25 protein-coding genes and 1 other RNA gene are annotated in these 24,832 nt (G+C 47.4%); 18 read left to right on the top strand and 8 right to left on the bottom strand.

The annotated features are described in order from the left end of the window. Window positions 1-51: 51 nt before the first annotated feature. From VOA_RS01220 to ilvN, 3 genes are all read left to right on the top strand, one after another. Window positions 52-1,857 (top strand): AMP-dependent synthetase/ligase, encoded by a 1,806-nt coding sequence (locus VOA_RS01220; protein WP_000182832.1) that lies wholly within the window; start codon window positions 52-54, stop codon window positions 1,855-1,857. A gap of 443 nt (window positions 1,858-2,300) precedes the next feature. Next, entirely contained in the window at window positions 2,301-4,022 is a 1,722-nt protein-coding gene (locus VOA_RS01225) for an acetolactate synthase 3 large subunit (RefSeq protein ID WP_000425596.1), read from the top strand. A gap of 1 nt (window position 4,023) precedes the next feature. Continuing rightward, a complete protein-coding gene (gene ilvN, locus VOA_RS01230; protein WP_001215916.1) occupies window positions 4,024-4,518 on the top strand; it encodes an acetolactate synthase small subunit in 495 nt (164 codons plus the stop codon). A 90-nt stretch (window positions 4,519-4,608) separates the two neighbouring features. Here ilvN and serA read toward each other — a convergent pair whose 3' ends face one another. The 5 genes from serA to VOA_RS01250 form a co-directional block, all read right to left on the bottom strand. Continuing rightward, window positions 4,609-5,838, bottom strand: coding sequence for a phosphoglycerate dehydrogenase (gene serA, locus VOA_RS01235; RefSeq protein ID WP_001151636.1), 1,230 nt, complete (start codon window positions 5,836-5,838; stop codon window positions 4,609-4,611). A 253-nt stretch (window positions 5,839-6,091) separates the two neighbouring features. Next, window positions 6,092-6,748: a ribose-5-phosphate isomerase RpiA gene (rpiA, locus tag VOA_RS01240; RefSeq protein WP_000189744.1), complete on the bottom strand. Its 657-nt coding sequence runs from the start codon at window positions 6,746-6,748 to the stop codon at window positions 6,092-6,094. 109 nt (window positions 6,749-6,857) lie between these two features. Continuing rightward, on the bottom strand, window positions 6,858-7,442 hold the full coding sequence (locus VOA_RS01245; RefSeq protein WP_000132461.1) for a 5-formyltetrahydrofolate cyclo-ligase: 585 nt from the start codon (window positions 7,440-7,442) through the stop codon (window positions 6,858-6,860). A 3-nt stretch (window positions 7,443-7,445) separates the two neighbouring features. Continuing rightward, a non-coding RNA gene (ssrS, locus tag VOA_RS19725) (6S RNA) lies at window positions 7,446-7,629 on the bottom strand. A 12-nt stretch (window positions 7,630-7,641) separates the two neighbouring features. Next, complete coding sequence (locus VOA_RS01250; RefSeq protein ID WP_000070443.1) at window positions 7,642-7,950, bottom strand: cell division protein ZapA; 309 nt, start codon at window positions 7,948-7,950, stop codon at window positions 7,642-7,644. Window positions 7,951-8,192: 242 nt separating this feature from the next. On the opposite strand from VOA_RS01250, the gene VOA_RS01255 reads away from it, so the two are divergent. From VOA_RS01255 to VOA_RS01265, 3 genes are read left to right on the top strand one after another with little or no spacing between them, the layout of a single operon-like run. Continuing rightward, the gene (locus VOA_RS01255) at window positions 8,193-8,768 is read left to right on the top strand and encodes a YecA/YgfB family protein (protein ID WP_000042251.1); all 576 of its coding nucleotides are present in this window, start codon (window positions 8,193-8,195) and stop codon (window positions 8,766-8,768) included. Window positions 8,769-8,780: 12 nt separating this feature from the next. After that, a complete protein-coding gene (gene ubiH / locus VOA_RS01260; RefSeq protein WP_000140372.1) occupies window positions 8,781-9,989 on the top strand; it encodes a 2-octaprenyl-6-methoxyphenyl hydroxylase in 1,209 nt (402 codons plus the stop codon). 11 nt (window positions 9,990-10,000) lie between these two features. Continuing rightward, window positions 10,001-11,230, top strand: coding sequence for an FAD-dependent 2-octaprenylphenol hydroxylase (locus VOA_RS01265; protein WP_000983774.1), 1,230 nt, complete (start codon window positions 10,001-10,003; stop codon window positions 11,228-11,230). Window positions 11,231-11,312: 82 nt separating this feature from the next. On the opposite strand, the gene VOA_RS01270 is transcribed toward VOA_RS01265, so the two are convergent. Further along, window positions 11,313-11,519 carry a DUF1107 domain-containing protein gene (locus VOA_RS01270; RefSeq protein ID WP_001235993.1) on the bottom strand — a complete coding sequence of 69 codons (207 nt, stop codon included), beginning with the start codon at window positions 11,517-11,519 and terminating at the stop codon, window positions 11,313-11,315. A gap of 629 nt (window positions 11,520-12,148) precedes the next feature. Beyond that, window positions 12,149-13,120, bottom strand: coding sequence for a tRNA-modifying protein YgfZ (gene ygfZ, locus VOA_RS01275; RefSeq protein WP_000384059.1), 972 nt, complete (start codon window positions 13,118-13,120; stop codon window positions 12,149-12,151). 152 nt (window positions 13,121-13,272) lie between these two features. Here ygfZ and VOA_RS01280 point away from each other — a divergent pair, with 152 nt between their 5' ends. Continuing rightward, window positions 13,273-13,533 (top strand): FAD assembly factor SdhE, encoded by a 261-nt coding sequence (locus VOA_RS01280; RefSeq protein ID WP_000287741.1) that lies wholly within the window; start codon window positions 13,273-13,275, stop codon window positions 13,531-13,533. Window positions 13,534-13,582: 49 nt separating this feature from the next. After that, entirely contained in the window at window positions 13,583-13,927 is a 345-nt protein-coding gene (locus VOA_RS01285) for a hypothetical protein (protein ID WP_009356180.1), read from the top strand. A gap of 24 nt (window positions 13,928-13,951) precedes the next feature. Here the strand turns inward: VOA_RS01285 and nadB are convergent, their stop codons facing one another. After that, window positions 13,952-15,559: an L-aspartate oxidase gene (gene nadB, locus VOA_RS01290; RefSeq protein ID WP_032468389.1), complete on the bottom strand. Its 1,608-nt coding sequence runs from the start codon at window positions 15,557-15,559 to the stop codon at window positions 13,952-13,954. A 522-nt stretch (window positions 15,560-16,081) separates the two neighbouring features. Between nadB and rpoE the strand changes: the two genes are divergently transcribed. The 10 genes from rpoE (at window position 16,082) to pdxJ (ending at window position 24,828) form a co-directional block, all read left to right on the top strand. After that, window positions 16,082-16,654, top strand: a complete 573-nt coding sequence (rpoE, locus tag VOA_RS01295) for an RNA polymerase sigma factor RpoE (protein WP_001005344.1) — start codon at window positions 16,082-16,084, stop codon at window positions 16,652-16,654. A gap of 31 nt (window positions 16,655-16,685) precedes the next feature. Continuing rightward, window positions 16,686-17,303, top strand: coding sequence for a sigma-E factor negative regulatory protein (locus tag VOA_RS01300; protein WP_000763849.1), 618 nt, complete (start codon window positions 16,686-16,688; stop codon window positions 17,301-17,303). After that, window positions 17,300-18,265 carry a sigma-E factor regulatory protein RseB gene (rseB, locus tag VOA_RS01305; RefSeq protein ID WP_000713983.1) on the top strand — a complete coding sequence of 322 codons (966 nt, stop codon included), beginning with the start codon at window positions 17,300-17,302 and terminating at the stop codon, window positions 18,263-18,265. Before VOA_RS01300 ends, rseB begins: the two co-directional genes overlap by 4 nt. Further along, window positions 18,262-18,732 carry a SoxR reducing system RseC family protein gene (locus VOA_RS01310; protein ID WP_000988013.1) on the top strand — a complete coding sequence of 157 codons (471 nt, stop codon included), beginning with the start codon at window positions 18,262-18,264 and terminating at the stop codon, window positions 18,730-18,732. Before rseB ends, VOA_RS01310 begins: the two co-directional genes overlap by 4 nt. A 112-nt stretch (window positions 18,733-18,844) precedes the next feature. Next, window positions 18,845-20,638, top strand: a complete 1,794-nt coding sequence (gene lepA, locus VOA_RS01315) for a translation elongation factor 4 (protein WP_000680630.1) — start codon at window positions 18,845-18,847, stop codon at window positions 20,636-20,638. 91 nt (window positions 20,639-20,729) lie between these two features. Further along, on the top strand, window positions 20,730-21,626 hold the full coding sequence (lepB, locus tag VOA_RS01320) for a signal peptidase I (protein WP_000024076.1): 897 nt from the start codon (window positions 20,730-20,732) through the stop codon (window positions 21,624-21,626). A gap of 31 nt (window positions 21,627-21,657) precedes the next feature. Then, complete coding sequence (rnc, locus tag VOA_RS01325) at window positions 21,658-22,335, top strand: ribonuclease III (RefSeq protein ID WP_009356179.1); 678 nt, start codon at window positions 21,658-21,660, stop codon at window positions 22,333-22,335. Next, a complete protein-coding gene (gene era / locus VOA_RS01330; protein WP_000774933.1) occupies window positions 22,328-23,305 on the top strand; it encodes a GTPase Era in 978 nt (325 codons plus the stop codon). The genes rnc and era overlap by 8 nt, the downstream gene beginning before the upstream one ends. 69 nt (window positions 23,306-23,374) lie before the next feature. Beyond that, a complete protein-coding gene (recO, locus tag VOA_RS01335) occupies window positions 23,375-24,100 on the top strand; it encodes a DNA repair protein RecO (protein ID WP_001279485.1) in 726 nt (241 codons plus the stop codon). After that, window positions 24,097-24,828, top strand: coding sequence for a pyridoxine 5'-phosphate synthase (gene pdxJ / locus VOA_RS01340; protein WP_000095367.1), 732 nt, complete (start codon window positions 24,097-24,099; stop codon window positions 24,826-24,828). The genes recO and pdxJ overlap by 4 nt, the downstream gene beginning before the upstream one ends. Window positions 24,829-24,832: the final 4 nt, after the last annotated feature.

Genomic DNA, 24,832 nt, shown 5'->3' with positions numbered 1-24,832 from the left:
GTACACTTGTGCGCTGAAAAGGCTTACAGGTGTAAGCTATAGGTAAGAGATATGACGAACTTAGATTTTCACATCGTTAAACGGATCCGCCAACGCATTGCCCAAGGTGGTGTTCGAGCAGCGCTGAAGCATAAAGAGAATGGCACATGGCAAGCAACGAGCTGGCAGCAGTTTGGTGAGCAATTGGATGCCCTCTCAATGGCGCTTTTGGCTCAAGGCATTGGTGTGCAGGACAAAATCGCGATTTTCTCCAACAACATGCCGCGTTGGACGATTGCAGATTTTGCCGCATTACAAATTCGTGCTGTGACTGTTCCGATTTATCCTACCAATACGCCAGAGCAGGCGGCTTACATATTACAAAATGCTGATGCTAAAGTAGTGTTTGTCGGTGAGCAGCCTCAATTTGATGCCGCACTCAGTCAGTTTGAACAGTGCCCTGAGCTGCGTTTGATCGTAGCAATGAATGCGAACATCGATCTTAAACAAGCTGATTGTGCAATGCATTGGGATGATTTCGTTACGCAGCATCAAACGCAAGATCACACCCAACTTTTTGAACTGATTGAACAAGCCAATTTTGACGATCTCTTCACTCTGATATACACCTCAGGCACTACCGGAACACCGAAAGGCGTGATGCTGGATTATCGCAATATTGGCTCTCAGTTAGAGGGGCATGATCAGCGTTTGAATCTCAACGAAGAAGATGTATCACTCTGTTTCTTACCGTTGTCACACGTCTTTGAACGTGCTTGGACCGCCTATGTATTGTACAAAGGTGCCACCAACTGTTACCTGCATGATGTCGCTCACGTGCGTGACGCACTAGGTGAAGTACGCCCGACCGTGATGTGTGCGGTTCCTCGCTTCTACGAAAAAATCTTCTCGGCGATCCATGAGAAAGTCGCTAAAGCACCGTTCATTCGCAAAGTGTTATTTACTTGGGCGGTGAATATGGGCGCAAAAATGGCCGTATGTCGTCAGCAACAGCACCAACCTTCATGGTTGCTTGCACAAAGTCATCAGTTAGCTGACAAACTTGTACTGAGCAAATTGCGTGCGCTGCTCGGTGGGCGGATCAACTTTATGCCTTGCGGTGGTGCAAAGTTGGATGAAACTATCGGCCGCTTTTTCCATGCCATCGGGATTAACGTTAAGCTCGGTTACGGTATGACTGAAACCACAGCAACCATCTCATGTTGGGATGACCACTGTTTTAACCCTGACTCTATTGGCCTTTCCATGCCGGGCGCACAAGTCAAAATCGGTGAAAATAACGAGATTCTGGTACGTGGCCCGATGGTGATGCGAGGCTATTACAAGTTAGAGAAAGAAACCTCGGAAAGTTTTGATGAACATGGTTTTCTGAAAACCGGTGATGCGGGCCATATTGATGAAAATGGCAACCTATTCATAACCGATCGAATCAAAGAGCTAATGAAAACCTCTGGTGGTAAGTACATTGCGCCACAAGTTATTGAAGGGGCGATTGGCAAAGATCACTTTATTGAACAGATCGCGGTGATTGCCGATACTCGCAAGTTTGTCTCCGCTCTGATTGTGCCGTGTTTTGATTCATTGGAAGTGTATGCCAAAGAGTTGAACATCAAGTATCAGGATCGTCTGGAGCTCCTCAAACATAGCCAAGTGCTGGAAATGTTTGAAAAACGAGTTAACGAACTGCAAAAAGAACTGGCAAAGTTTGAACAAGTGAAAAAATTTAAACTACTGCCCAAAGCGTTTTCTATGGATAGCGGAGAGCTAACACCGACGCAAAAATTGCGCCGAAAGGTGATTAACGACCGTTATCAGGATGAAATCGAAGAAATGTACCAAGATTCTTCGAAGAAATAACGCGATCAAATCCTTATCTTCTTTCAACACCTCTCGGCTCTATAGCTGAGGGGTGTTTTTTTATATTTGGACTTTTTACTTGGTTACTTATTACTTTTACGTTTGAAAAGAAGGGAAGTCATTTATTGAAGAAGAAAGCCGACAAAATAATCTACTTTTTTTCGATTGATCACTGGATGTTCAGCCTAAAACTCAATTAACTACCAAGATTGAATGCTTAATCACCGTCTTATTTTCGATTCAGCTGCAAAAGTATCCAAATTGGGGTTAGACCCATTGCTAAGAAAGCGTTACATTTGTTGCGTAACCTCGCGGCTGTTATGACAGACGCAGGACATAGCCGAAAGCGGAGAGTTTTCGAATTAGGCTACAAATAAGCCCTAAACTATGTAAAACCAGCCCTTTTGCCGACCGAGCTAAAGGTATGTTGGTAAGGAGACAAGATGGAAATGCTATCTGGCGCAGAGATGATCGTTCAATCTCTGATCAATGAAGGTGTTGAGCAAATCTTCGGTTATCCCGGTGGTTCTGTGCTCGATATCTATGATGCCCTTCACGAAAAAACCGATCAAATTAAACATGTCCTCGTTCGTCACGAACAAGCTGCAACGCATATGGCCGATGGCTATGCGCGCGCAACCGGAAAACCGGGAGTGGTGCTAGTCTGTTCAGGCCCTGGTGCCACCAATACGGTTACGGGGATTGCAACGGCTTATATGGACTCGATCCCGATGATTGTTATCTCGGGTAACGTAGCGACCAATCTGATTGGTAACGATGCGTTCCAAGAGTGCGATATTGTTGGTGTATCACGCCCCATCGTTAAACACAGTTTCTTGGTGAAAAGAGCGGAAGACATTCCTGAAACCATCAAAAAAGCATTTTACATTGCGTCGACAGGTCGTCCGGGACCTGTAGTAATTGATGTGCCAAAAGATGTGATGAACCCTCTGAATAAGCTGCCTTATGAGTATCCCGAAACCATAAAAATGCGCTCTTACAACCCGACGACAGCTGGCCATAAAGGTCAGATCAAAAAAGGGTTACGTGCACTATTGGAAGCGAAAAAACCCGTGCTTTACATTGGTGGCGGCGCTGTGATTTCGAATGCACATCAACAGGTACGCCAGTTAGCTGAAGCGCTGAATCTGCCCGTGGTGAGCACTTTAATGGGGCTGGGCGTATTTCCGGGTACACATAAAAACGCGCTAGGTATGCTAGGCATGCATGGTGTGTATGAAGCCAATATGGCAATGCACAATGCCGACCTGATTTTTGGTGTTGGGGTACGTTTTGATGACCGCACGACCAATAACTTAGAAAAATACTGCCCGAACGCGAAAATCATGCACATTGATATCGATCCATCATCGATTTCAAAAAACGTTAAAGTCGACTTACCGATTGTTGGCTCTGCTGATCAAGTGTTGGATGGCATGCTTAAGCTTCTGGAAGAGAGTACCGAGCGCAATGATGCGGTAGCACTAGAACGCTGGTGGAACGAGATTCAAGTGTGGCGTGATCGCCAATGCTTGGCTTATGAAAAGTCTGCTGAGCGCATCAAACCTCAGCAAGTGATTGAGGCTCTGTACAAAATCACGGAAGGCAAGGCGATTTTGGCTTCTGATGTAGGCCAGCATCAAATGTTCGCGGCACTTTACTATCCCTTTTCTAAACCGCGCCAATGGATCAACTCTGGCGGCTTAGGGACGATGGGCTTTGGTTTGCCAGCGGGGATGGGGGTGAAATTCGCTATGCCAGAGGAAGAGGTGTTGGTGGTGACGGGGGATGGCAGTATTCAAATGAATATCCAAGAGCTATCGACCGCCCTGCAATACGATATTCCGGTAAAAATTATCAACCTGAATAACCGTTTCCTTGGAATGGTAAAACAGTGGCAGGACATTATTTATCAAGGGCGTCACTCTAACTCATACATGAGTTCCGTGCCTGATTTTGCGGCGATCGCGGAAGCTTATGGTCATGTGGGGATTCGCATTTCTCGCCCAGATGAACTGGAAGCGGGGCTGGAAAAAGCCTTAGCGCTGAAAGATCGTCTGGTGTTTGTCGATATCAATGTCGATGAGACAGAGCACGTGTACCCAATGCAGATCAAAGGCGAAGGGATGGACAAAATGTGGTTGAGTAAAACGGAGAGAACCTAAGATGAGACACATTATTTCACTGCTATTGGAAAACCAACCGGGTGCACTGTCTCGTGTTGTCGGGCTCTTTTCACAGCGCGGCTACAACATTGAAACGCTCAATGTGTCGCCGACGGATGATGAAACGCTCTCGCGACTCAACATCACCACCAAAACCGACGAAATGCAGTTGGAGCAAATCCAGAAACAACTGCATAAATTGATCGATGTACTGAAAGTACAGGAAGTGACGGAGTGTGAGCACATCGAGCGTGAGCTGATGCTAGTAAAAGTGAAAGCCTCTGGTTTTGCACGCGCGGAAGTGAAACGTACAGCGGATATTTTCCGTGGACAGATTGTGGATGTGACTGCTGCGCAATATACCGTTCAGTTAGCGGGAACGAGCGAAAAACTGGATGCTTTTATTGAAGCGATTGCTGAAGTCACCGAAGTGATTGAAGTGGCACGCAGTGGTGTGGTTGGTATCGCGCGTGGCGAGCGAGCCCTCAGAGCGTAGTCGTTACCAACACAAATAAAAAACCAGCTGAAAGGCTGGTTTTTTATGTTTAGGATTCTGCATTCGTGAGCTGTGTAGCCCATGAATGTATTAGTGCAGAATACGCGCGCGGATGGTGCCATCGATCGCTTTGAGCTTAGTTAACGCCTCTTCAGAGCGAGCGGTTTCGACATCGATGACCACATAGCCAATTTCTGCGGTCGTTTGCAGGTATTGAGCGGCGATGTTGATGCCTTCTTCTGCGAAGATGGTGTTAATTTGAGTCAAAATGCCCGGACGGTTGGCGTGAATGTGCAGCAGACGAGAGCAGTTGCGATGCTCTGGTAGCGATACATCTGGGAAGTTAACGCTAGAGAGCGTTGAGCCATTGTCTGAGTATTTAGCTAGTTTGCCAGCGACTTCGATACCGATGTTTTCTTGTGCTTCTTGAGTTGAACCACCCACGTGTGGAGTCAAAATTACGTTATCGAACTTCATCAGCGGAGATTCAAACGGCTCTTTGTTGGATGCCGGTTCTTCTGGGAATACGTCAATCGCCGCGCCTGCAATATGGCCAGACTCAAGTGCACTACACAGGGCTGGGATATCCACCACAGTGCCGCGTGCTGCGTTGATGAAGATAGAGCCGGGCTTCATACGTGCAAACTCTTCTGCGCCCATCATGTTTTTAGTACCTGTGGTTTCTGGGACATGCAGCGAAATCACGTCGCATTTATTGAGTAGATCGCTCAGCGTATGCACTTGAGTGGCGTTGCCGAGAGAGAGCTTGCTCTCAATGTCATAGAAATAAACGTGCATCCCCAAGTTTTCAGCAATGATCCCCAATTGAGTACCGATATGGCCGTAACCAATGATGCCTAGGCGCTTACCGCGTGCTTCATAAGAATTGTCGGCACTTTTCTTCCAGATCCCACGGTGGGCAAGAGCGTTCTTTTCTGGAATACCACGCAGTAACAGTAGAATTTCGCCTAACACCAGTTCAGCCACGCTACGAGTATTGGAGAATGGCGCGTTAAACACTGGAATACCGCGTTTTGCTGCCGCATTAAGGTCGACTTGGTTAGTACCAATACAGAAACAGCCAATGGCCACCAGTTTTTCCGCCGCATTAATCACTTTCTCGGTCAGATTACTGCGCGAGCGGATGCCGACAAAATGCACATCTTTGATGGCTTCGATCAACTCAGCTTCTTCAAGCGAGCCTTTATGGTATTCAATGTTGCTGTAACCGGCTGCTTGCAGAACTTCTACCGAAGAGGGGTGAAGTCCTTCAAGAAGGAGGATCTTAATTCTGTCTTTTTCCAGTGAAACTTTGGCCATTTTATCGTCCTTAAAACTATGGAAAGGTGGGCTAACAGGCGCTGTTGTTCGAAATTGATCGAATTTAAGTCGTAATTTAGAAAAGCAAACGTTTTCCTTGTGCGCCTTCTGTTCACTAAATTAACAAACTTTTTTTGCTTTGGGTAAGAAAATTACGGAATAAGGCATATTTTTCTGAGAGAAAAGGATAAAAAACGGCACCCATGGGTGCCGTTTGTAATCAAATAACGGAATATGTGTGAAATCGCCGATATTACTCTTCGATTTTTGCACCTTGTGGTGTACCTGTGATCACGACATCCGCTCCGCGGTGGGCAAATAAGCCTACCGTCACAACGCCCGCGATGCCGTTGATCTTAGTTTCCAGATCTTTCGGATGGATGATCTTCATATTATGTACATCGAGGATCATGTTGCCGTTATCGGTGATGACGCCTTCACGATACACAGGATCGCCGCCAAGTTTCACTAGTTCACGTGCCACGTAAGAACGCGCCATTGGGATGACTTCAACAGGCAGTGGGAAGTTACCTAGAACATCAACCGCTTTGGTACCATCAACGATGCATACGAATTTTTTGGCAATCGCGGCTACGATTTTCTCACGCGTCAGCGCGGCGCCGCCGCCTTTGATCATGTCACGTTCTGGGTTGATTTCATCTGCACCATCAACATAGATATCCAGTGCCGCCACATCATTGCAATCATAAACGCGGATGCCGAGAGCTTCGAGTTTCTCGGTAGAAGCGATTGAGCTGGATACCGCGCCTTTAATTTCTTCTTTGATAGAGCCTAAAGCATCGATGAAGTGATTAACGGTTGAGCCTGTACCAACACCGACAATGCTGCCTTTTTCTACGTATTTTAGAGCAGCCCAACCGGCGGCTTTTTTCATTTCATCTTGAGTCATGCCTATCTCCTGAATATCAACTTGAGGGTATGTTGCGCGGCGCGATTATAACCCCAAATCGAAAGCAGAAGTAATCATTCGCATGCGACTAAAACGGCGGAGAGTGAGCTTACCACTGCCAAAGTTTGCTCGGTGTCACGATTTTACGCAGCGGAATATCCCAATGTTCTGTGGGGAGGGCCTCCACATATTGGCAGTCGTGTGCTAGCCCGATTGGCATAGCGCCTTGTTGAGTATGAAACCAAGGCGCTAATGTGCGATCGTAGTAACCGCCGCCCATCCCCAAACGCTGCCCTGAACCATCAAAAGCGACCAGTGGGGTACCGATAATATCGAGTTCCCGAACTGGGCAGATCAAGCGCTGATCGAGTTTCGGCTCATCAATCCCATAACGGTTTTTGGTCATCGGGGTTTGTGCGTGGTACTGCAGAAACAGCAGGTGACCCTTTGCGAAAGGGTGTAAAACGGGGAGATACACTTGTTTACCTTGCTGCCAAAGCCATTCGATCAGTGGTTGGGTATTTAGCTCACCATCATTGGCAAGATACAGGGCAATCCGCTGTGCTGAGGCAATCTCTGGTAGCGTTGAAAAGGTTTGAATAAGTTGCTGGCTGGCGGTTTGCTGCTCTGCAGGAGAGAGCGCTTGCCTACGTTGACGAATTTTCTGGCGGAGGAGTGTGCGAGAATCAGTCATAAAGGGAACCCCGGGGTGCCGTTGAGGATCGTAGCCCTTGAACCATTAGGTTCAAGGCGGATCAGTAATGGTAACCGTAGGCTTCTCGGTACAAGCCGAGCCTGCTCAATAGCTACCCAATACCAACCCTGTTATGTTGCTTATCGGCTCAGGGACATAAATCCGCTGACGAACACCCCAGGGTAAATCAATTCTTTGCTTATTGCTTTGCTGGCTTCACATTTTTCAATGCGACTTCTAATGAAGCGGTGAGCTGTTCCATACGCTCACTGAGCTGTGACTGAGTACCTGCATTTTCTTGCTGCTTAGTTTGTAACTCGTAGCAAATATTCAGTGCGGCAATCGTCAATAATTTCACCTCATTGGTGACTTTAGTCCGCTCAGCCATTTCTTTCAAACGATTGTCGAGATCTTGCGCGGCTTGAAGCAACGACGCCTCTTGACCCGCAGGGCAGTTTACCCGGGTCACCTTGCCCAAAATTTCAATGTCAACCGCTTGATTACTCATGATAAATGAACTCTTTTGGCGTAACTAAAAGATGAATCAGCTCAGGTGACCATCGAGGTGGAACTATAGGTAAAGCCAAAACAAGATTCAAGCCTTTCCCGTCGCAACCCCGTAATTGGGCGTTTGAAAACTCAGGATTTGGACAATTTGTGCAAAAGCTAAGCACCAACAGCAAGCGAGCGTTTTCGCTCTGGCGATGAAGTGGTAGGATTGAACTAAATTTCTCGGTTAGTGAATCCAATATGAGCAAAAACACACTTCCTGCTTACCCAGCTTTGGCAAACGAGCTGCGTACCGCTTCTCTCGGTATCAATCCTGCTGAGCTACAAGGGCTACTGGCGGGGATGTTGTCTGGCGGTTTGAGCCTCAACGATAAAAGCTGGCAAGCGTTGATCTTTGATTACACCAATGACGGCATGGGCTGGCCAATTGGGGTACTAGCCAGTGCCGAGCACATTCTGCTCGCGATGAATGCTGAGTTGGTGGATACCGATCTTGAGCTTTCTTTGCTACTGCCAGAAGGAGAAGGCGAAGAAGCGTTGTTTGAGTTGGCGGATGCCGTTGCTGAATGGATTAACCATTTTATCTCTGGATTAGGCTTGATCGGTGCCAATCTTAAACATGCCTCAGCAGAAGCCAAAGAAGCGTTAGAAGACCTTGAAGAAATGTCGAAATTGGGCATTGATGAAGAGGATGATTTGGCAGAGCAAGCAGAGCTTCTTGAACAAGTGATTGAGCATATGAAAGCCTGCGTGTTTATTTTGCATGCTGAATTTGGCGTAAAACCAGAACAAGATAACAAGCCAACAGTGCATTAATAAGGAAGCGCAATGACGGAAAGCAAGCAGCCTACTTTGAGTAAGTCGAACCATTTTGATGTGATCATTGCGGGTGGAGCGATGGCGGGCGCGACTTTAGCTTTGGCTTTACATCAACTGAGCCAAGGCAAACTTAAAGTAGCGGTTATTGAGGCGTTTGCCACCGATCATTCTGCGCACCCCGGATTTGATGCACGCAGTATTGCGCTTTCTTACGGCACGGTGCAGATCCTGCAGAATCTACAACTCTGGTCGAGTTTGCGCCCTTTTGCGACTCCGATTGAGCACATTCATGTGTCGGATCAGTCCCATGCGGGGATGACGGAGATTCGTCGTGAGTCACTTGGAGTGGAAGCATTGGGGTATGTGGTTGAGCTTGCTGATGTGGGGCGAGTTTACGCTGAGCGTATGGATCAATGTTCTTCCATTCAACAATTTGTGCCGAGTCGAGTCGTGAACATTACTCGTGAACAAGAGTTGGTTACAGTACAACTTGATAGTGGTGAAGTCTTACAAGGCAAGTTGTTGGTGGCGGCGGATGGTGCAATGTCCACCTGTTGCCAAGCGCTTGGTTTGACGATGCAGGAACACGATTTTGAGCAAGTTGCGCTGATCACCAATATCATTAGCTCGCAACCTCATGCAGGACGAGCTTTCGAGCGCTTTACGCCACATGGCCCTGTGGCTTTGCTGCCTATGAGTCAAGATCGCCTGTCTTTGGTGTGGTGTTTGCCGCCAGAACAAGTGGCGCATTGGCAGCATTGTAGTGACGCTGAATTCTTGCAAGGTTTACAACAAGCCTTTGGGTGGCGACTCGGAGAGCTTACGCATGCAGGGGAGAGAAGTGTTTATCCGCTGATTCTACGTTATCGAGAGCAAACCATCTCTCATCGATTTGCTATGGTGGGTAACGCTGCGCAAACCTTACACCCTATTGCAGGGCAAGGGTTTAACTTAGGTATCCGCGATGTCGCCACGCTGGCCGAAGAAATAACCCAAAGTGATGATGCGGGTGATTATGCTTTGCTGCAGCGTTTTTATCAGCGTCGGCAAGCCGATCGCACCGCGACTATCACGCTGACGACTGGCTTAGTACACACCTTTTCCAACGACTGGCTACCGATGCGGTTCGGTCGTAACCTTGGTTTGATGGCGATGGATAATCTGACTGTCTTGAAAACCCCGTTATTGCGCCGCACTCTCGGCATAGTTAACCGCTAATAGGTAAGAAAATGATGCAAAGTGTTGATGTTGTGATTATCGGTGGCGGCATGGTTGGCCTTGCGCTAGCGGCCGCTCTGAAAGAGAGTGATCTGCGTATTGCCGTGGTCGAAAACCATTTTCCGGAAGATTCTTTAAATCCTCTACCAGATGTACGCGTTTCTGCCTTGAGTCGCTCAAGTGAAATTGTGCTGCGTAACCTCAATGCGTGGGCGGGTATTGAAGCGCGCCGTGCTGCGCCTTACACAGCAATGGAGGTGTGGGAGCAAGACAGCTTTGCGCGCATTGAATTTAAAGCCAATGAGATGACTCAACCGAATCTTGGTCATATTGTTGAGAATCGAGTGATTCAGCTGGCGCTGTTAGAACAAGTACAGCAGCAAGCCAATGTTTCCTTACATGTGCCGGCGATTTGCCAAAGCATTGCGATTGGTGAGAGCGAAGCGTGGCTAACACTGAGTAATGGCCAAGCCTTAAGTGCGAAGCTCGTTGTTGGGGCTGATGGGGCGAATTCTTGGCTACGTCGTCAAATGGATATTCCTTTAACGCATTGGGATTATGGACACAGTGCGTTGGTGGCTAACGTACGTACCAGTGAAGTACACAACAAAGTCGCGCGGCAAGTATTTACGGCGCAAGGTCCTTTGGCTTTTCTGCCCATGTCAGAGCCGCAAATGAGCTCGATTGTGTGGTCAACGGAGCCTTCGCGTGCGGAAGCGCTGTTGAATATGAGTGAAACGCAGTTCAACAAAGCACTGACGGCAGAATTCGATGCACGATTAGGCCGCTGTGAAGTGGTCGGTGAGCGACAAGCTTTTCCACTGAAGATGCGCTATGCCCGTGATTTTGTCGCCCCTCGGGTTGCTTTGGTGGGGGATGCCGCGCACACCATACATCCTTTGGCGGGGCAAGGCGTAAACTTAGGCTTGCTGGATGCTGCTTGCTTGGCACAAGAGCTGCTAAGCTTGTGGGAGCAGAATCGTGATATTGGTGATGAGCGTAATTTACGTCATTACGAACGCTGGCGTAAGGCGGAAGCGGCAAAAATGATTGCTGCGATGCAGGGGTTCCGCGATCTGTTTGAGGGCGATAATCCCGCCAAAAAGCTGATCCGTGGGATCGGTATGCGTCTGGTCGGTCAGTTGCCGGGAGCAAAAGATGAAATCATGAAGCGTGCTTTGGGCTTGAAGGGCGATTTGCCTGAACTGGCGAAGCAAGTTTGGTTAGAGCGTGCTTATTGAGACAATAAAAAGGGTTGGCATTGCCAACCCTTTTTACATTGAATATTTACATTGAATCGTATGCTATTGAGTGTTTGCTTGTTTATGCATAAGCGCAACGCAGTTTCATGATCTCTTGATTGACTTCCTTGACGGTCTGGTAATGGCGCTGCTCGGCTTTCTCTGGCAGCTTTAACTTGCCATTATCGAACTCGAATTTACCGACACCATAGATATAAATCTTACCTTTAAACAGCCGACTTACGTGTTTAGCAATCATACTGGGTGTATAGCGCTTAAACAGTCTCATACTTCGATCCTTGCGTTGTTCTGGCACTGCTAAGTATAAGAAAACCTGATCAAAAAGAGTGTGATAGGCTTGGTGAAATACGCAGTACTTACTGATTGTTTGGAATATCTGTGCAGAGCTAGACAAAACTGCAGTTAAATATCCAGAATCATTTGACCAAACTTGAAAATTATTCTGGTAGCAGATACTGGTTGATTTTAAACAGCAAGTATTAAGCCACTTTCTTATTACACTTTTAAGAATAGTCGCTATAAATTCGAATTGGCAAGTTGCTTGTAAAATAATTGTAAAAAAATGCCCACAATTTTGCGGGCGAATAGTCACAGATACATTACACAAAAAGTGGATAACTTGAATGCTCAGTTAATTCACTTTTGAGTTGATAAGTCCTGAGTATGCTCAGTTACCCAGAGTGCTATCAACGCGTTACAGAGTAGAGTATTGTTTTTTGTTTGACTATTTATGTTTTTATTTTGATTATAAATTCACAAATGGGTTTTGGTTATTTTGAAGATGATCGCGTAGAAATGTAATGCTTTGGGTTATTGCATATAAATGAAGGGGCTAAACAAGGCCCAGAGAGTGAGAGCAGACCTTTAGGCAGCTCTCACAGAAGGAGATCTTAATGTTTATTCATCGCTGAGTGAGTAAGGAAGCGGTTGAATAGCCCAACGAGTTTCTGGTTGGGAAGCTAAACGCAATTCAGCACCTTCTTCTAGGTCATTGGGTAGTACGATCAAGCCGATTGCGATGCCATCATCGAATTGATAATGAGTGAGCAGTTGTCCGGCACTGCGCCAGTGTTCACCCACGGCACGCTCAAGAATCACAGGTTCCTCATTGCTAAATGGCGCTGTGATGTTGCCTTTGACAATGTACATGGCTCGCTTGTTGATACCGCGATATTTGGCGCGTGCCACGGTTTCTTGCCCAGTGTAACAGCCTTTGCTAAAACTGATGCCATCTACCGCTTGAACATTGAGTGCTTGTGGAATGTGTTCATTCTGGGTGCTTTGAGTTACGACAGGTACGGCTTCTTCAACATCCATACGAGTCCACAGGGCTTGTTCAACACACAGGCCTTGCCACGTATTCACGTACTGTTCTGCTTGTTCAGGTGTGACTAGTAGTAACCAACGCTGCTCACTCATGCGTACAGCTGTTCCACCTTGGATACGGCGCACATCGCCAGTTTGTTCGCTCAAGCCATCAACCCAAGCGTTGGCTTGGCTACCCATCACACCTAACGCAATATCGCTGCTTTCGGCAATCGTCACTTTAGAGAAGATGGCGTATTTCTTGAGTTCGCGCAGCTCGGCCTCAATCGCAGAACAACGCTGAAACATCGCATAACCATCGTGGTGATGAAATAAACGAAACACTGACCATACTTTGCCCTTGGCATCACAGTGCGCACCAAAGGTGACTTGTTGATCTTGTAGTGAAACTACATTACAGGTGACTTGCCCCTGTAGGTAAGATTTTTTGTCTGCGCCGACCATAGTGATGGCTCCCCATGCGGTGAGATGCGTTAGCATCAACTCAGGTAGGGGATCGTGAGAAGAAAGATTGATCACTGAAAAACGATTTTGCCAGTCCATGTTGTTCACCACTAAGGAAAAAGGTTTTGCTATGTTAATCTGGATCAACTTTTTTGTCAGCTTGAACAGGGACTGTGACTGAGTTACTAGTTGTCTGTCTGCGCCCTTGTTACACTCCGAGGCAGATGAAAACCATAAGGTGAGGAATACTGATGTACACCGCTGAACAAAAAGCGCGAATCAAATGGGCATGCCGCCGTGGTATGTTAGAGCTTGATGTGGTCATCATGCCATTTTTCGAAGAGTGTTTTGATTCACTGTCGGAGTCCGAGCAGGACGACTTTGTGGCTTTACTGGAAAGTGATGACCCCGATCTGTTTGCTTGGGTCATGGGGCATGGTCGTTGTGAAAATTTAGGTCTAGCAGCGATGGTGGATAAAATTGTCGCTCATAACCTCAGCAAAGTCCGCTAAGCTAATTTTTACTTCTTCTTATTACGCTCAGTTCATCGCACTGTTAATCATGATGTTGATGCTCTGGGCGTTATTCGTTTCTTCTATTCCTCTCGTGTTAGTCCCCTTTTTTAGTGCTTGGATCTGGCGTGGTCATCGTCTTGGCCAATGGATGCCTGAAAGTCTCGTGGGTGAAGTTGATCTCACCTTTTCAGGTACGTTGGAACAAGAGGGGCAACGTTCGACTTTTCATTCGATACATACTCTTTATGCGCCACTGTTTGTGACTTTACAAGGCCAAGGTAAACGTTGGTTTATCTGGCGTGATAGCTGTGATGAAGCTACTTATCGGCAGCTGTTAGTGAGATTAAAACGGGAGCTCAATGGCTCCCGTGATAATGCGCAGATCTCTTGATTGCTGTTTCAAGCGGAGAGGGCGTTATTTTTCCGGCACTAGAATAGTTGGACCACTGTCTGCGAGCTGTTCTGGGTAGTCCAGCGTGTAGTGTAATCCACGGCTCTCTTTACGTTGCATCGCGCAACGTACCATTAATTCAGCCACTTGCAGCAAATTACGCATCTCGAGCAAGTTATTGGAGACTCGGAAGTTGCTGTAATACTCATGGGTTTCTTGTTGTAGCAGTTGAATCCGGCGCATGGCACGCTCTAAACGTTTATTGGTACGTACAATCCCCATGTAATCCCACATAAATAGGCGCAGTTCGTGCCAGTTATGTTGCAGAACCACTTCTTCATCGGAACAGGTCACTTGGCTTTCATCCCAAGCGGGGAGTGATTGGGGCATGCTTGCTTTAGGAAGTTGGGCGATGATGTCTTGCGAAGCTGACCACGCGTACACCACGCACTCAAGTAGAGAGTTGGAGGCCATACGGTTCGCCCCGTGCAGACCTGTGTAGCTCACTTCACCAATCGCATACAGTTGTTTGAGGTCGGTTTGGCCTTGTGGATTCACCATCACACCACCGCAAGTGTAGTGTGCGGCGGGGACAATCGGAATTGGCTCTTTGGTCATATCAATCCCCAAATCCATCAAGCGTGAGTAGATGGTTGGGAAATGTTTTTCGATAAAATCAGCAGGTTTATGGCTGATGTCCAGATACATGCAGTCCGCGCCTAAACGCTTCATTTCGAAGTCGATGGCGCGTGCCACGATATCACGCGGAGCAAGTTCAGCACGTTCATCGAAATCCGGCATAAAGCGGCTGCCATCTGGGCGGCGTAAATAGGCTCCTTCACCACGCAGGGCTTCGGTCAGAAGGAAATTACGTGCTTCTGGATGATACAAGCAAGTTGGGTGGAATTGGTTGAATTCCAAGTTGGCAACGCGGCAACCTGCACGCCAAGCCATAGCGATACCATCACCAGAAGAAACATCAGGGTTAGAGGTGTATTGATACACTTTAGATGCACCACCAGTCGCCAGCACGACAAATTTCGCGCGAATCGTTTCTACGTGTTCCGCATTGCGGTTCCATACATAAGCCCCGACCACCTTATTCGCATCACCACCAATTTTATCTTCAGTGATCAGATCCAGCGCGTTGTGTCGTTCCAATACAGTAATGTTGGGATGGTTGTGGGCGTTATCTTGCAGCGAGGTTTGCATTGCCATGCCGGTGGCATCAGCGGCATGCAAAATGCGGCGATGGCTGTGACCGCCTTCGCGAGTCAAATGGTAGCGTGGGTGGTCCGCATCGCTGTCTTCTTCTTTATCAAAAGGCACACCGCCATCAATCAGCCATTGAACACACTCTTTAGCATGCTCGGCGATAAAACGCACAGTTTGCTCATCACAAATCCCTGCGCCTGCAATCAGTGTATCTTGTACATGTGAATCAATGCTGTCTGACTCATCAAACACAGCGGCAATGCCGCCTTGCGCGTAAAACGTTGCGCCTTCACTACGCGGCCCTTTACTTAATACAATCACTTTTCCGTATTGAGCGACCTGTAAAGCAAGCGATAAGCCTGCTGCGCCACTTCCTATGACTAATACATCACATTGATGCTCTCGGTCTGCGTTCATAAAAATGCCAATTCCCAAACTGTAGCGAGTAATCCAACTCGGAATATCTTGAAACTCTTCAAACAACACACGGATGCCAATCATCTGTGCGTGTGAAGAATCGACACCATGTCCGTTTAGCGAAAATGTCACACTCCACAATCAAGTGACAAGAAATTATCGAAAAATTCGGGTCGTTGATACGGTGTCAGTCCTGCTATTATCATCGCGCTAAATGCAATAGTTTGTAAATCTTATTGTCATCTTGGTTGTTGCACTCTATTAATTTGCAACATTCACCTCTATATAAAGAGATAAAGTAAAGTGGTGAATTAGGGATGTGCCCATATAAGCTTCATGCAGCAGTGAAAATGCTGCCTTAGTAAGGTTTTGAGTAAAATATTTCACCAAATAATGAACTTTCTCGATAATGCCGAGTCTCTAAAGGTGCTCATGCTAGTAGTGGTGTCAATATTACAATTCGCATAATGAGTACCCATATCTGAGAAGGTAGGGGAAATAACAATAGGAGTGACCGCTCGAATGAACGAGCAACTGACCGATCAAGTATTGATTGAGCGAGTTCAGAATGGAGATAAGCAAGCATTTAACCTTTTGGTTTTGAGATATCAAAATAAAGTGTGCAACCTTATTTCCCGGTATATGAGTAATTCTGGCGATGTGGCTGATGTAGCGCAGGAAGCGTTTATTAAAGCGTATCGAGCCATTCCAACCTTTCGTGGTGAGAGTGCGTTTTACACTTGGTTGTACCGTATTGCTGTTAATACCGCGAAAAATCACATTGTTGCGCAAAGCCGACGCCCACCCGCAAGCGATGTTGATGCTGAAGACGCTGAATTCTATGAAGGTGGTGATGCATTAAAAGAATTATCGAACCCGGAGAACATTACGTTGTCCAAAGAGTTGAAGAAGACCGTGTTCGATGCAATTGATGCGTTACCAGATGATTTAAAAACGGCAATGACGTTGCGCGAGCTTGATGGCTTGAGTTACGAGGAAATTGCGGAAGTGATGGATTGCCCTGTTGGTACAGTGCGTTCTCGAATTTTCCGCGCTCGTGAGGCGGTAGAGAAGAAAATTAAACCTCTTCTATAACGCAGATTTCGTAATGACTATGGTGAATAGAATGGCTGACAAAGAAAAACTTTCAGCACTCATGGATGGCGAAATGATCGACAATGAGTTGATTTTAGGATTGACTCAGGATCAAGAGGCACGTGAAACGTGGAAGAATTATCACCTGATTGGTGATGTGCTACGTGGTGACGTACCAATGCAAAAGCAATGGAATATCGCTGAAAGTGTAGCCTTAGCGTTGGAAAATGAACCGGCGCACAATCCGTTACATCACTCAAACAAGGTGATCGATTTACAGCAGGCAAGATTGGAAGCTCAACCCAAACCGCAGCAGGCAAAACGCCAGTTGCCCGTTTGGTTGACTCAATTTGGTCAAGTCGGTATCGCTGCCTGTGTATCTTTAGCTGTGGTATTAGGCGTGCAACAGTATGGTGGACAAACCTCAGTTGACAGCGAACTGCCTGTGCTGCAAACCATTCCACTCGCTGGAAGTGCAGAGCCAGTAAGTCTGACCCGTGACTCAGTAGGGAAGCATTCGTCAGACAGCGGCATGCAAGAGCAACGTCGTCGCGTAAACGCCTTACTGCAGGACTATGAACTGCAATTACGCTTAAATAATGAGAATGCCTCTACTCACCAACACCCAGTTGAATCGGTTGTGGAATGAAGAAATTTTTGATCAGTGCGCTGACACTGTTCTGTGTGAACTCAACAGCCGCCTTTGCAGAGGATGAGTCTGCAGAGGCGTTGTTGTCTCAGATGAACGAAGCTAGCCAGCATCTCAGTTACGAACTCTCATACATCTTGGTTAAGAAAAACAGCATTGAGCCACTCTTGTATCGTCATGCAAAACAAGATACTCAACAGCTCGCACATTTGGTTTATCTCAGTGGACCAGTACGTGAAGTGATCCGCCGTGGTGACGAAGTGAGTTACATAGAGCCGGGGGTTGAGCCTTTTACCATTGAATCAGGCAACATGGTGGCACCAACTATCCCATTGCTTAATAGTGATGTCACTGAACTGAGTCAGTATTACGACTTTGTCAAAGTCGGGCGTGCTCGCGAAGCGGGCGCCGCTTGTCAGGTGCTGCGGGTTGTTCCGAAAGACGGTTTACGTTACTCCTATGTTGTCTGGATCGATGAGAAGAGCCGTTTACCTCTGCGTGCTGATTTATTAGATCGGGATGGGGAAGTGCTTGAGCAATACCGAACGATCTCATTTTCAGTCAGTGAACGTTTGGCTGAACTGATGGCGGGATTGAATAAAGTGAAGCTCCCAGAGGTGCTTAAGTTGCCTAAAGGCAGTGTACAAGCGACTTTCTGGCAAGTCAGTTGGGTTCCTGAAGGTTTTAAAGCCATGGAGCTGAATCGCTATCGCATGGCGATGACCGATCGCCTAGTGGAAAGCCAAATGTATTCCGATGGGCTGTTTAACTTCTCTGTCTATGTGTCAGCCAGTGATAACTATTCACTCAAAGGGCAGTTGGTCAGACAAGGCCGCCGCACCTTGCACAGTTTAGTCAAAGGTGAAAATGAAATATCGGTTGTCGGTGATATTCCCCCTTCTACCGCGCAGCGTATTGCTCAATCGGTCATGTTTAGTGTGGCCGGAGTGAAAGCGCAATGATGACCGCATTAGCCACAGTGACCAAGGTAGTACCTGATCACGAAGGTTTTCAAGTGACACTCAGCTGCGAGCAACAAACCAGTTGCAGCAATTGTCAGTCCTCACAAAGCTGTGGTACAGGCGTGGTTTCCAAAGCGCTCGGTAATAAAACACTATTTTGGCGCTTACAAACGACTCAAGCTTTACAGGCAGGGGAAGTGGTTGAAATTGGTTTACCAGAGAAGAGCTTGTTGCTGTCGGCCGCGCTCGTCTATTTATTACCGCTGTTTTTCATGATGCTTGGCGCTTGGCTTGGTACTCAATGGCTTGCCCCTATGCTAGGAGTCGGGGAGAGCATAGTAATACTCACCTCATTGCTATTTATAGGATTAGGGGGGTGGGTTGCCAAACGTTATGCGAAAGTGCTCGAGCAGCGCTCTGAGCAACAAGTGGTTTTGTTACGAAAACTGGGTATCCCGGTTGCCTAAATTATGATGCGAACCCCAACGAAATTGGGTAGAATCGCCCAACTTGAATGAATAGCCGCCAACGCGGCTTTTCTATGTCCTTATTATTTAAGAGTTTAGTCATCCCAAACCTATGAAGCACATTCGTAACTTTTCGATTATCGCCCACATTGACCATGGTAAATCGACTCTATCTGACCGTTTAATCCAAGTCTGTGGCGGCTTGAGCGATCGTGAAATGGCCGAGCAAGTTCTTGACTCTATGGATCTGGAACGTGAGCGTGGCATCACCATTAAAGCGCAGAGTGTGACTCTCGACTATAAAGCGAAAGATGGCGAGACCTATCAACTGAACTTTATCGACACTCCAGGGCACGTTGACTTCGCATACGAAGTATCTCGTTCATTGGCGGCGTGTGAAGGCGCACTGTTGGTGGTGGATGCAGGTCAAGGCGTAGAAGCGCAAACCTTAGCTAACTGCTATACCGCGATCGAAATGGATCTGGAAGTAGTGCCAATTCTGAACAAGATTGACCTGCCAGCGGCAGAACCTGAGCGTGTTGCTGAAGAGATCGAAGACATCGTAGGTATCGATGCGATTGACGCGGTGCGTTGCTCGGCTAAAACCGGTGTTGGTGTGGATGAAGTTCTGGAAAAGATCGTTTCTGCGATCCCAGCACCACAAGGTGATCCTGATGCACCACTGCAAGCGCTGATTATCGACTCATGGTTCGATAACTACTTAGGCGTGGTTTCTCTGGTTCGTATCAAAAACGGTAGCTTGAAGAAAAACGACAAGATCAAAGTGATGAGCACCGGTCAAACTTGGGGTGTTGATCGCTTAGGTATTTTCACACCAAAACAAGTGGATACCGATTCACTGGACACTGGCGAAGTTGGCTGGGTGGTGTGTGGTATCAAAGACATCATGGGTGCACCAGTGGGTGATACTCTAACCTTGGCGAAAAACGGTTGTGAAAAAGCACTACCGGGCTTTAAAAAGGTAAAACCTCAGGTGTATGCGGGTTTGTTCCCTGTCTCTTCTGATGATTATGACAACTTCCGTGATGCTCTGGGTAAGCTGAGCCTTAATGATGCGTCTCTGTTCTATGAACCAGAAACCTCAGCAGCGCTCGGCTTTGGTTTCCGTTGTGGCTTCTTGGGTATGCTGCACATGGAGATCATCCAAGAACGTCTGGAGCGTGAATACGATCTCGACCTCATCACCACAGCACCGACCGTAGTGTATGAAGTTCTGAAGACCAACAAAGAGATCATCTACGTTGATAGCCCAGCGAAACTGCCAGCCATCAACGATATTGAAGAGATTCGTGAACCGATTGCGCGCTGTAACATTCTGGTTCCTGCGGATTATCTGGGTAACGTTATTACACTGTGTATCGAAAAGCGTGGTACTCAGGTGGACATGGTTTACCACGGTAACCAAGTCGCACTGACGTACGACATCCCAATGGCGGAAGTGGTACTCGATTTCTTTGACCGTTTGAAATCGACTTCACGTGGCTATGCGTCTCTGGATTACGGTTTCCAACGTTTTGAAATGTCTTACATGGTGCGCGTGGACGTACTGCTCAATGGTGACAAAGTGGACGCATTGGCGATCATTACTCACCGTGATCATTCACAAACCCGTGGCCGTCAATTGGTGGAGAAGATGAAAGAGTTCATTCCTCGCCAAATGTTCGATATCGCGATTCAAGCGGCGATTGGTAACCACATCATCGCCCGTTCTACCGTGAAGCAGTTACGTAAAAACGTTCTGGCGAAATGTTACGGTGGTGACGTGAGTCGTAAGAAGAAACTGTTGAAGAAGCAGAAAGAAGGTAAGAAACGTATGAAGCAGATCGGTAACGTTGAGCTGCCACAAGAAGCGTTCCTTGCGATTCTGCATGTCGGCAAAGACTAAGTTCTTTGGCGACTTCAATCTTATTGGTTTAACACATGAGTGAAAGGGTTTCGGCTCTTTCACTTTCGTATTTTTTAGATAAGGGAAGTCAATGGCGAACACATTCTCTCTGGTTTTGGTGATGGTAACCTTGGTCACCGGTATCGTCTGGACACTGGAAAAGCTGGTGTGGGCGAAAAAACGCCAACAAAAACAGGCTCAGTTACAGGCGCAAACTCCGGATCTGCCAGAGTCGGCGGTGAATAAAGCGTTGGCTCAGCCTTGGTGGGTTGAGAACAGTGTCTCTATTTTCCCTGTGATTGCCTTTGTTCTGGTTTTGCGTTCATTTATCTATGAACCATTCCAGATCCCTTCTGGCTCCATGATGCCAACACTGTTGGTGGGTGATTTTATTCTGGTTGAAAAATACGCTTACGGTTTGAAAGATCCGGTATGGCGCACTCAACTGGTAGAAACGGGTAAACCGGAGCGCGGCGATATTGTTGTGTTCAAATTCCCTATTAACCCAAGCCTTGACTACATCAAGCGCGTGATAGGCATGCCGGGTGATACGGTACGTTACAGCCCTGGCAAAGAGTTGTGTATTCAACGCCAAGGTGAGAATGAGTGCCAAGCCGTCCCGCTTTCTAATGTACAAGAGAGCGATTTTTACCAATATAACGTTCGTTTGATGCAATTGGATGAACAGCTCGGTCAGGTAAAACACAATATTTTGGTGAACCCATTACGAATCGATAATGTGGCTAACTACAAACCACGCAGTGGCGTGAATGAATGGGTCGTTCCGCAAGGACATTACTTTGTGATGGGTGATAACCGCGATAACAGTGAAGACAGCCGCTTCTGGGGCTTTGTGCCAGAGCAGAACTTGGTCGGAAAAGCCGTTGCTATCTGGATCAGTTTTGAGTTTGAACGCGCTGAAGACAGCGTACTTCCACGCTGGATTCCAACCGGTGTACGATTCAATCGTATTGGTGGGATCCATTAAGCCAGCATGAGCTGGTAATAACGTTGAGATTATGACACCTCCAATGAATAAATTAACAAGTAAGCTCGGTTATACCTTTAAGGAGATCGAGCTGCTTAATCTGGCGCTGACACATCGCAGCGCCAATGGTAAGCACAATGAACGTCTTGAGTTTCTGGGCGATTCAATTTTAAGTTTTGTCATTGCTGATGAGCTCTATCGCCGCTTCCCGAAAGTGAATGAAGGGGATATGAGCCGCATGCGTGCCACCTTAGTGCGTGGCAACACGTTGGCGGAGCTAGGTCGTGAATTCGATCTGGGAGATTACTTAAAATTAGGTCCAGGTGAGTTGAAAAGTGGTGGTTTTCGCCGAGACTCGATTCTAGCGGATGCGGTAGAGGCGATCATCGGTGCGATCTACCTCGACAGCGATCTGGAAACGGCGCGCAGCATCGTACTTGAGTGGTATCACGGTCGTCTGGAAGAGATTAAACCGGGCGCATCACAAAAAGACCCGAAAACTCGCTTACAAGAGTTTTTACAAGGCAGAAGAAAACCGCTGCCTGTCTATACGGTGACTAATATTAAAGGTGAAGCACACAACCAAGAGTTTACCGTTGCGTGTGAAGTAGCAGGTATGGATACGCCTGTAATTGGTAAAGGCACAAGCCGCCGCAAGGCTGAGCAAGCGGCTGCAGAAACGGCTCTGGAGCAATTAACCAATGGCTGATCAAGAATTTGATATCGATGCATACTTTGCTTCTCAAAGCGAAGGTAAATCTGTGGTGGCATCGACACCGGAAAACCAACATTGCGGTTTTGTCGCGATTGTCGGTCGTCCAAACGTGGGTAAATCGACTCTGCTCAACAACCTTTTAGGGCAGAAAATTTCGATCACCTCACGTAAACCACAAACTACTCGCCACCGTATTATGGGCGTAGAGACCGATGGCAATTATCAGGCGATATACGTTGATACCCCAGGACTGCACATTGAAGAAAAACGCGCGATTAACCGTTTGATGAACCGTGCGGCATCAAGCTCATTGAGTGATGTCAACTTAGTGCTGTTTGTCGTTGAAGGTACGCACTGGACCGCCGATGACGAGATGGTATTCACTAAGCTGCAAAAAGCTAACTTCCCAGTGGTGCTGTGTGTGAACAAAGTCGATCAGGTCAAAGATCGCAACGAAGTGATGCTGCACATGCTGGAGCTTTCTAAGCGCATGCAGTTTGTCGATATCGTACCGATTTCTGCTAAGCAGGGTAAAAACACCGACGTGCTGAAAAAGCATGTACGCGACCATTTACCGAAAGCCGTGCACCATTTCCCTGAAGAGTATGTGACGGATCGTTCACAGCGCTTTATGGCGTCAGAAATCGTGCGTGAAAAGTTGATGCGTTTTACTGGCGAAGAGCTGCCGTATTCAGTGACAGTGGAAATCGAGCGTTTCGATTACAACCCAGATACCGATGGCTTCCACATCAATGCCCTGATTTTGGTTGAGCGTATCGGCCAGAAAAAAATGGTGATTGGCAAAAACGGCGAAAAAATCAAAACCATCGGCCGCGAAGCGCGTCTGGATATGGAAGAGCTGTTTGGCCGCAAAGTCTACCTAGAAACTTGGGTGAAAGTGAAATCCGGTTGGGCGGATGATGAGCGCGCCCTGCGTTCACTCGGTTACATCGACGATCTCTAAACGCTAAAGGTGGCAACCCAGTTGCCACCTTTTTCATTTCTACCTTCAACTGCATGATAGAAAGGGAAAATGTCAGACGGACTGCAACGCTGTTTTGTTCTGCACCGCCGCCCTTACAGTGAATCGAGCTTAATTCTCGATATATTCAGTGAGGAGTACGGACGAGTTACCTTGATGGCCAAAGGTGCGCGCGGAAAACGCTCCAATCTCAAAGGGGCGCTGCAACCTTTCACTCCTTTACTGCTGAAATGGTCGGGCAATGGCTCGATGAAAACTTTGCGCCAAGCTGAACCAATTAGCCTTGGTTTGCCGCTTTCCGGCGTCTATCTCTATTCTGCGATGTACATCAACGAGCTAGTGGATAGAGTGCTAATGCCAGAAGTCGCCAGCCCTGGGCTATTCCATGATTATCTGTTTGCACTCACTGAACTGGCGCAAAGCACTAATCCCGAGCCGGCGTTGCGTCGCTTTGAACTCGCTTTGCTTGCGGCGATGGGGTACGGCGTGGATTTTCTGCATTGTGCAGGTACGGGCGAGCCAGTTTCACCAGACATGACCTATCGCTATCGTGAGCAAAAAGGCTTTATTGCCTCGGTGCGCCGCGATAATCTCACCTTTCTCGGTAACGAGCTGATTGCGATCAGCGAGCGACGTTTTACCAGCAAAGAACAACTGCAAGCGGCAAAACGCTTTACACGTTTAGCCTTAAAGCCGTATCTTGGCGGCAAACCTTTAAAAAGTCGTGAGTTGTTTCGTCAAACAACTCTACCTAGAGCACGGAGTACAGAAGAATGAGCTCAATTTATCTTGGTGTGAACATCGATCACGTGGCGACTTTGCGTAACGCACGCGGCACGCAATATCCCGATCCTGTGCATGCAGCAGAAATTGCTGAACGTGCGGGTGCAGATGGTATCACCATCCATCTGCGTGAAGATCGTCGTCACATTACTGATCGCGATGTACGTATTTTGCGTGAAACGCTGCAAACGCGCATGAACCTTGAAATGGCGGTGACCGATGAGATGGTTGAGATTGCGCTGCAAACTCAACCAGAATACGTTTGCTTAGTGCCTGAAAAACGTGAAGAACTGACGACAGAAGGTGGCTTGGACGTACTTGGTCAGCTTGAGCGCGTAAAAGCGGCCACGGAAAAACTCACCGCGGCAGGCATTAAGGTATCTCTGTTTATCGATGCCGATCGCGAGCAAATTGATGCAGCCAAAGCCTGTGGTGCACCATTCATTGAGCTGCATACCGGTCATTATTCGGATGCAAAAAGTGAAGTCGATCAGCAAAATGAGCTGAAAAAAATCGCGGCAGCAGCGGCTTATGCTCACGACTTGGGCATTACGGTGAATGCTGGTCATGGATTGACTTATCACAACGTTGCTGCGATTGCGGCGATCCCTGAAATCTACGAGCTGAACATCGGCCATGCGATCATTGGTCGCGCGGTATTTGATGGCTTAGCGAAAGCGGTGGCAGACATGAAAGCCATCATGGTTGCAGCGCGCCGTTAACACT

Source organism: Vibrio sp. RC586 (genome assembly GCF_000176715.1).
Classification (GTDB): Bacteria; Pseudomonadota; Gammaproteobacteria; order Enterobacterales; family Vibrionaceae; genus Vibrio.
This window is presented reverse-complemented; position numbering and strand designations above follow the sequence as displayed.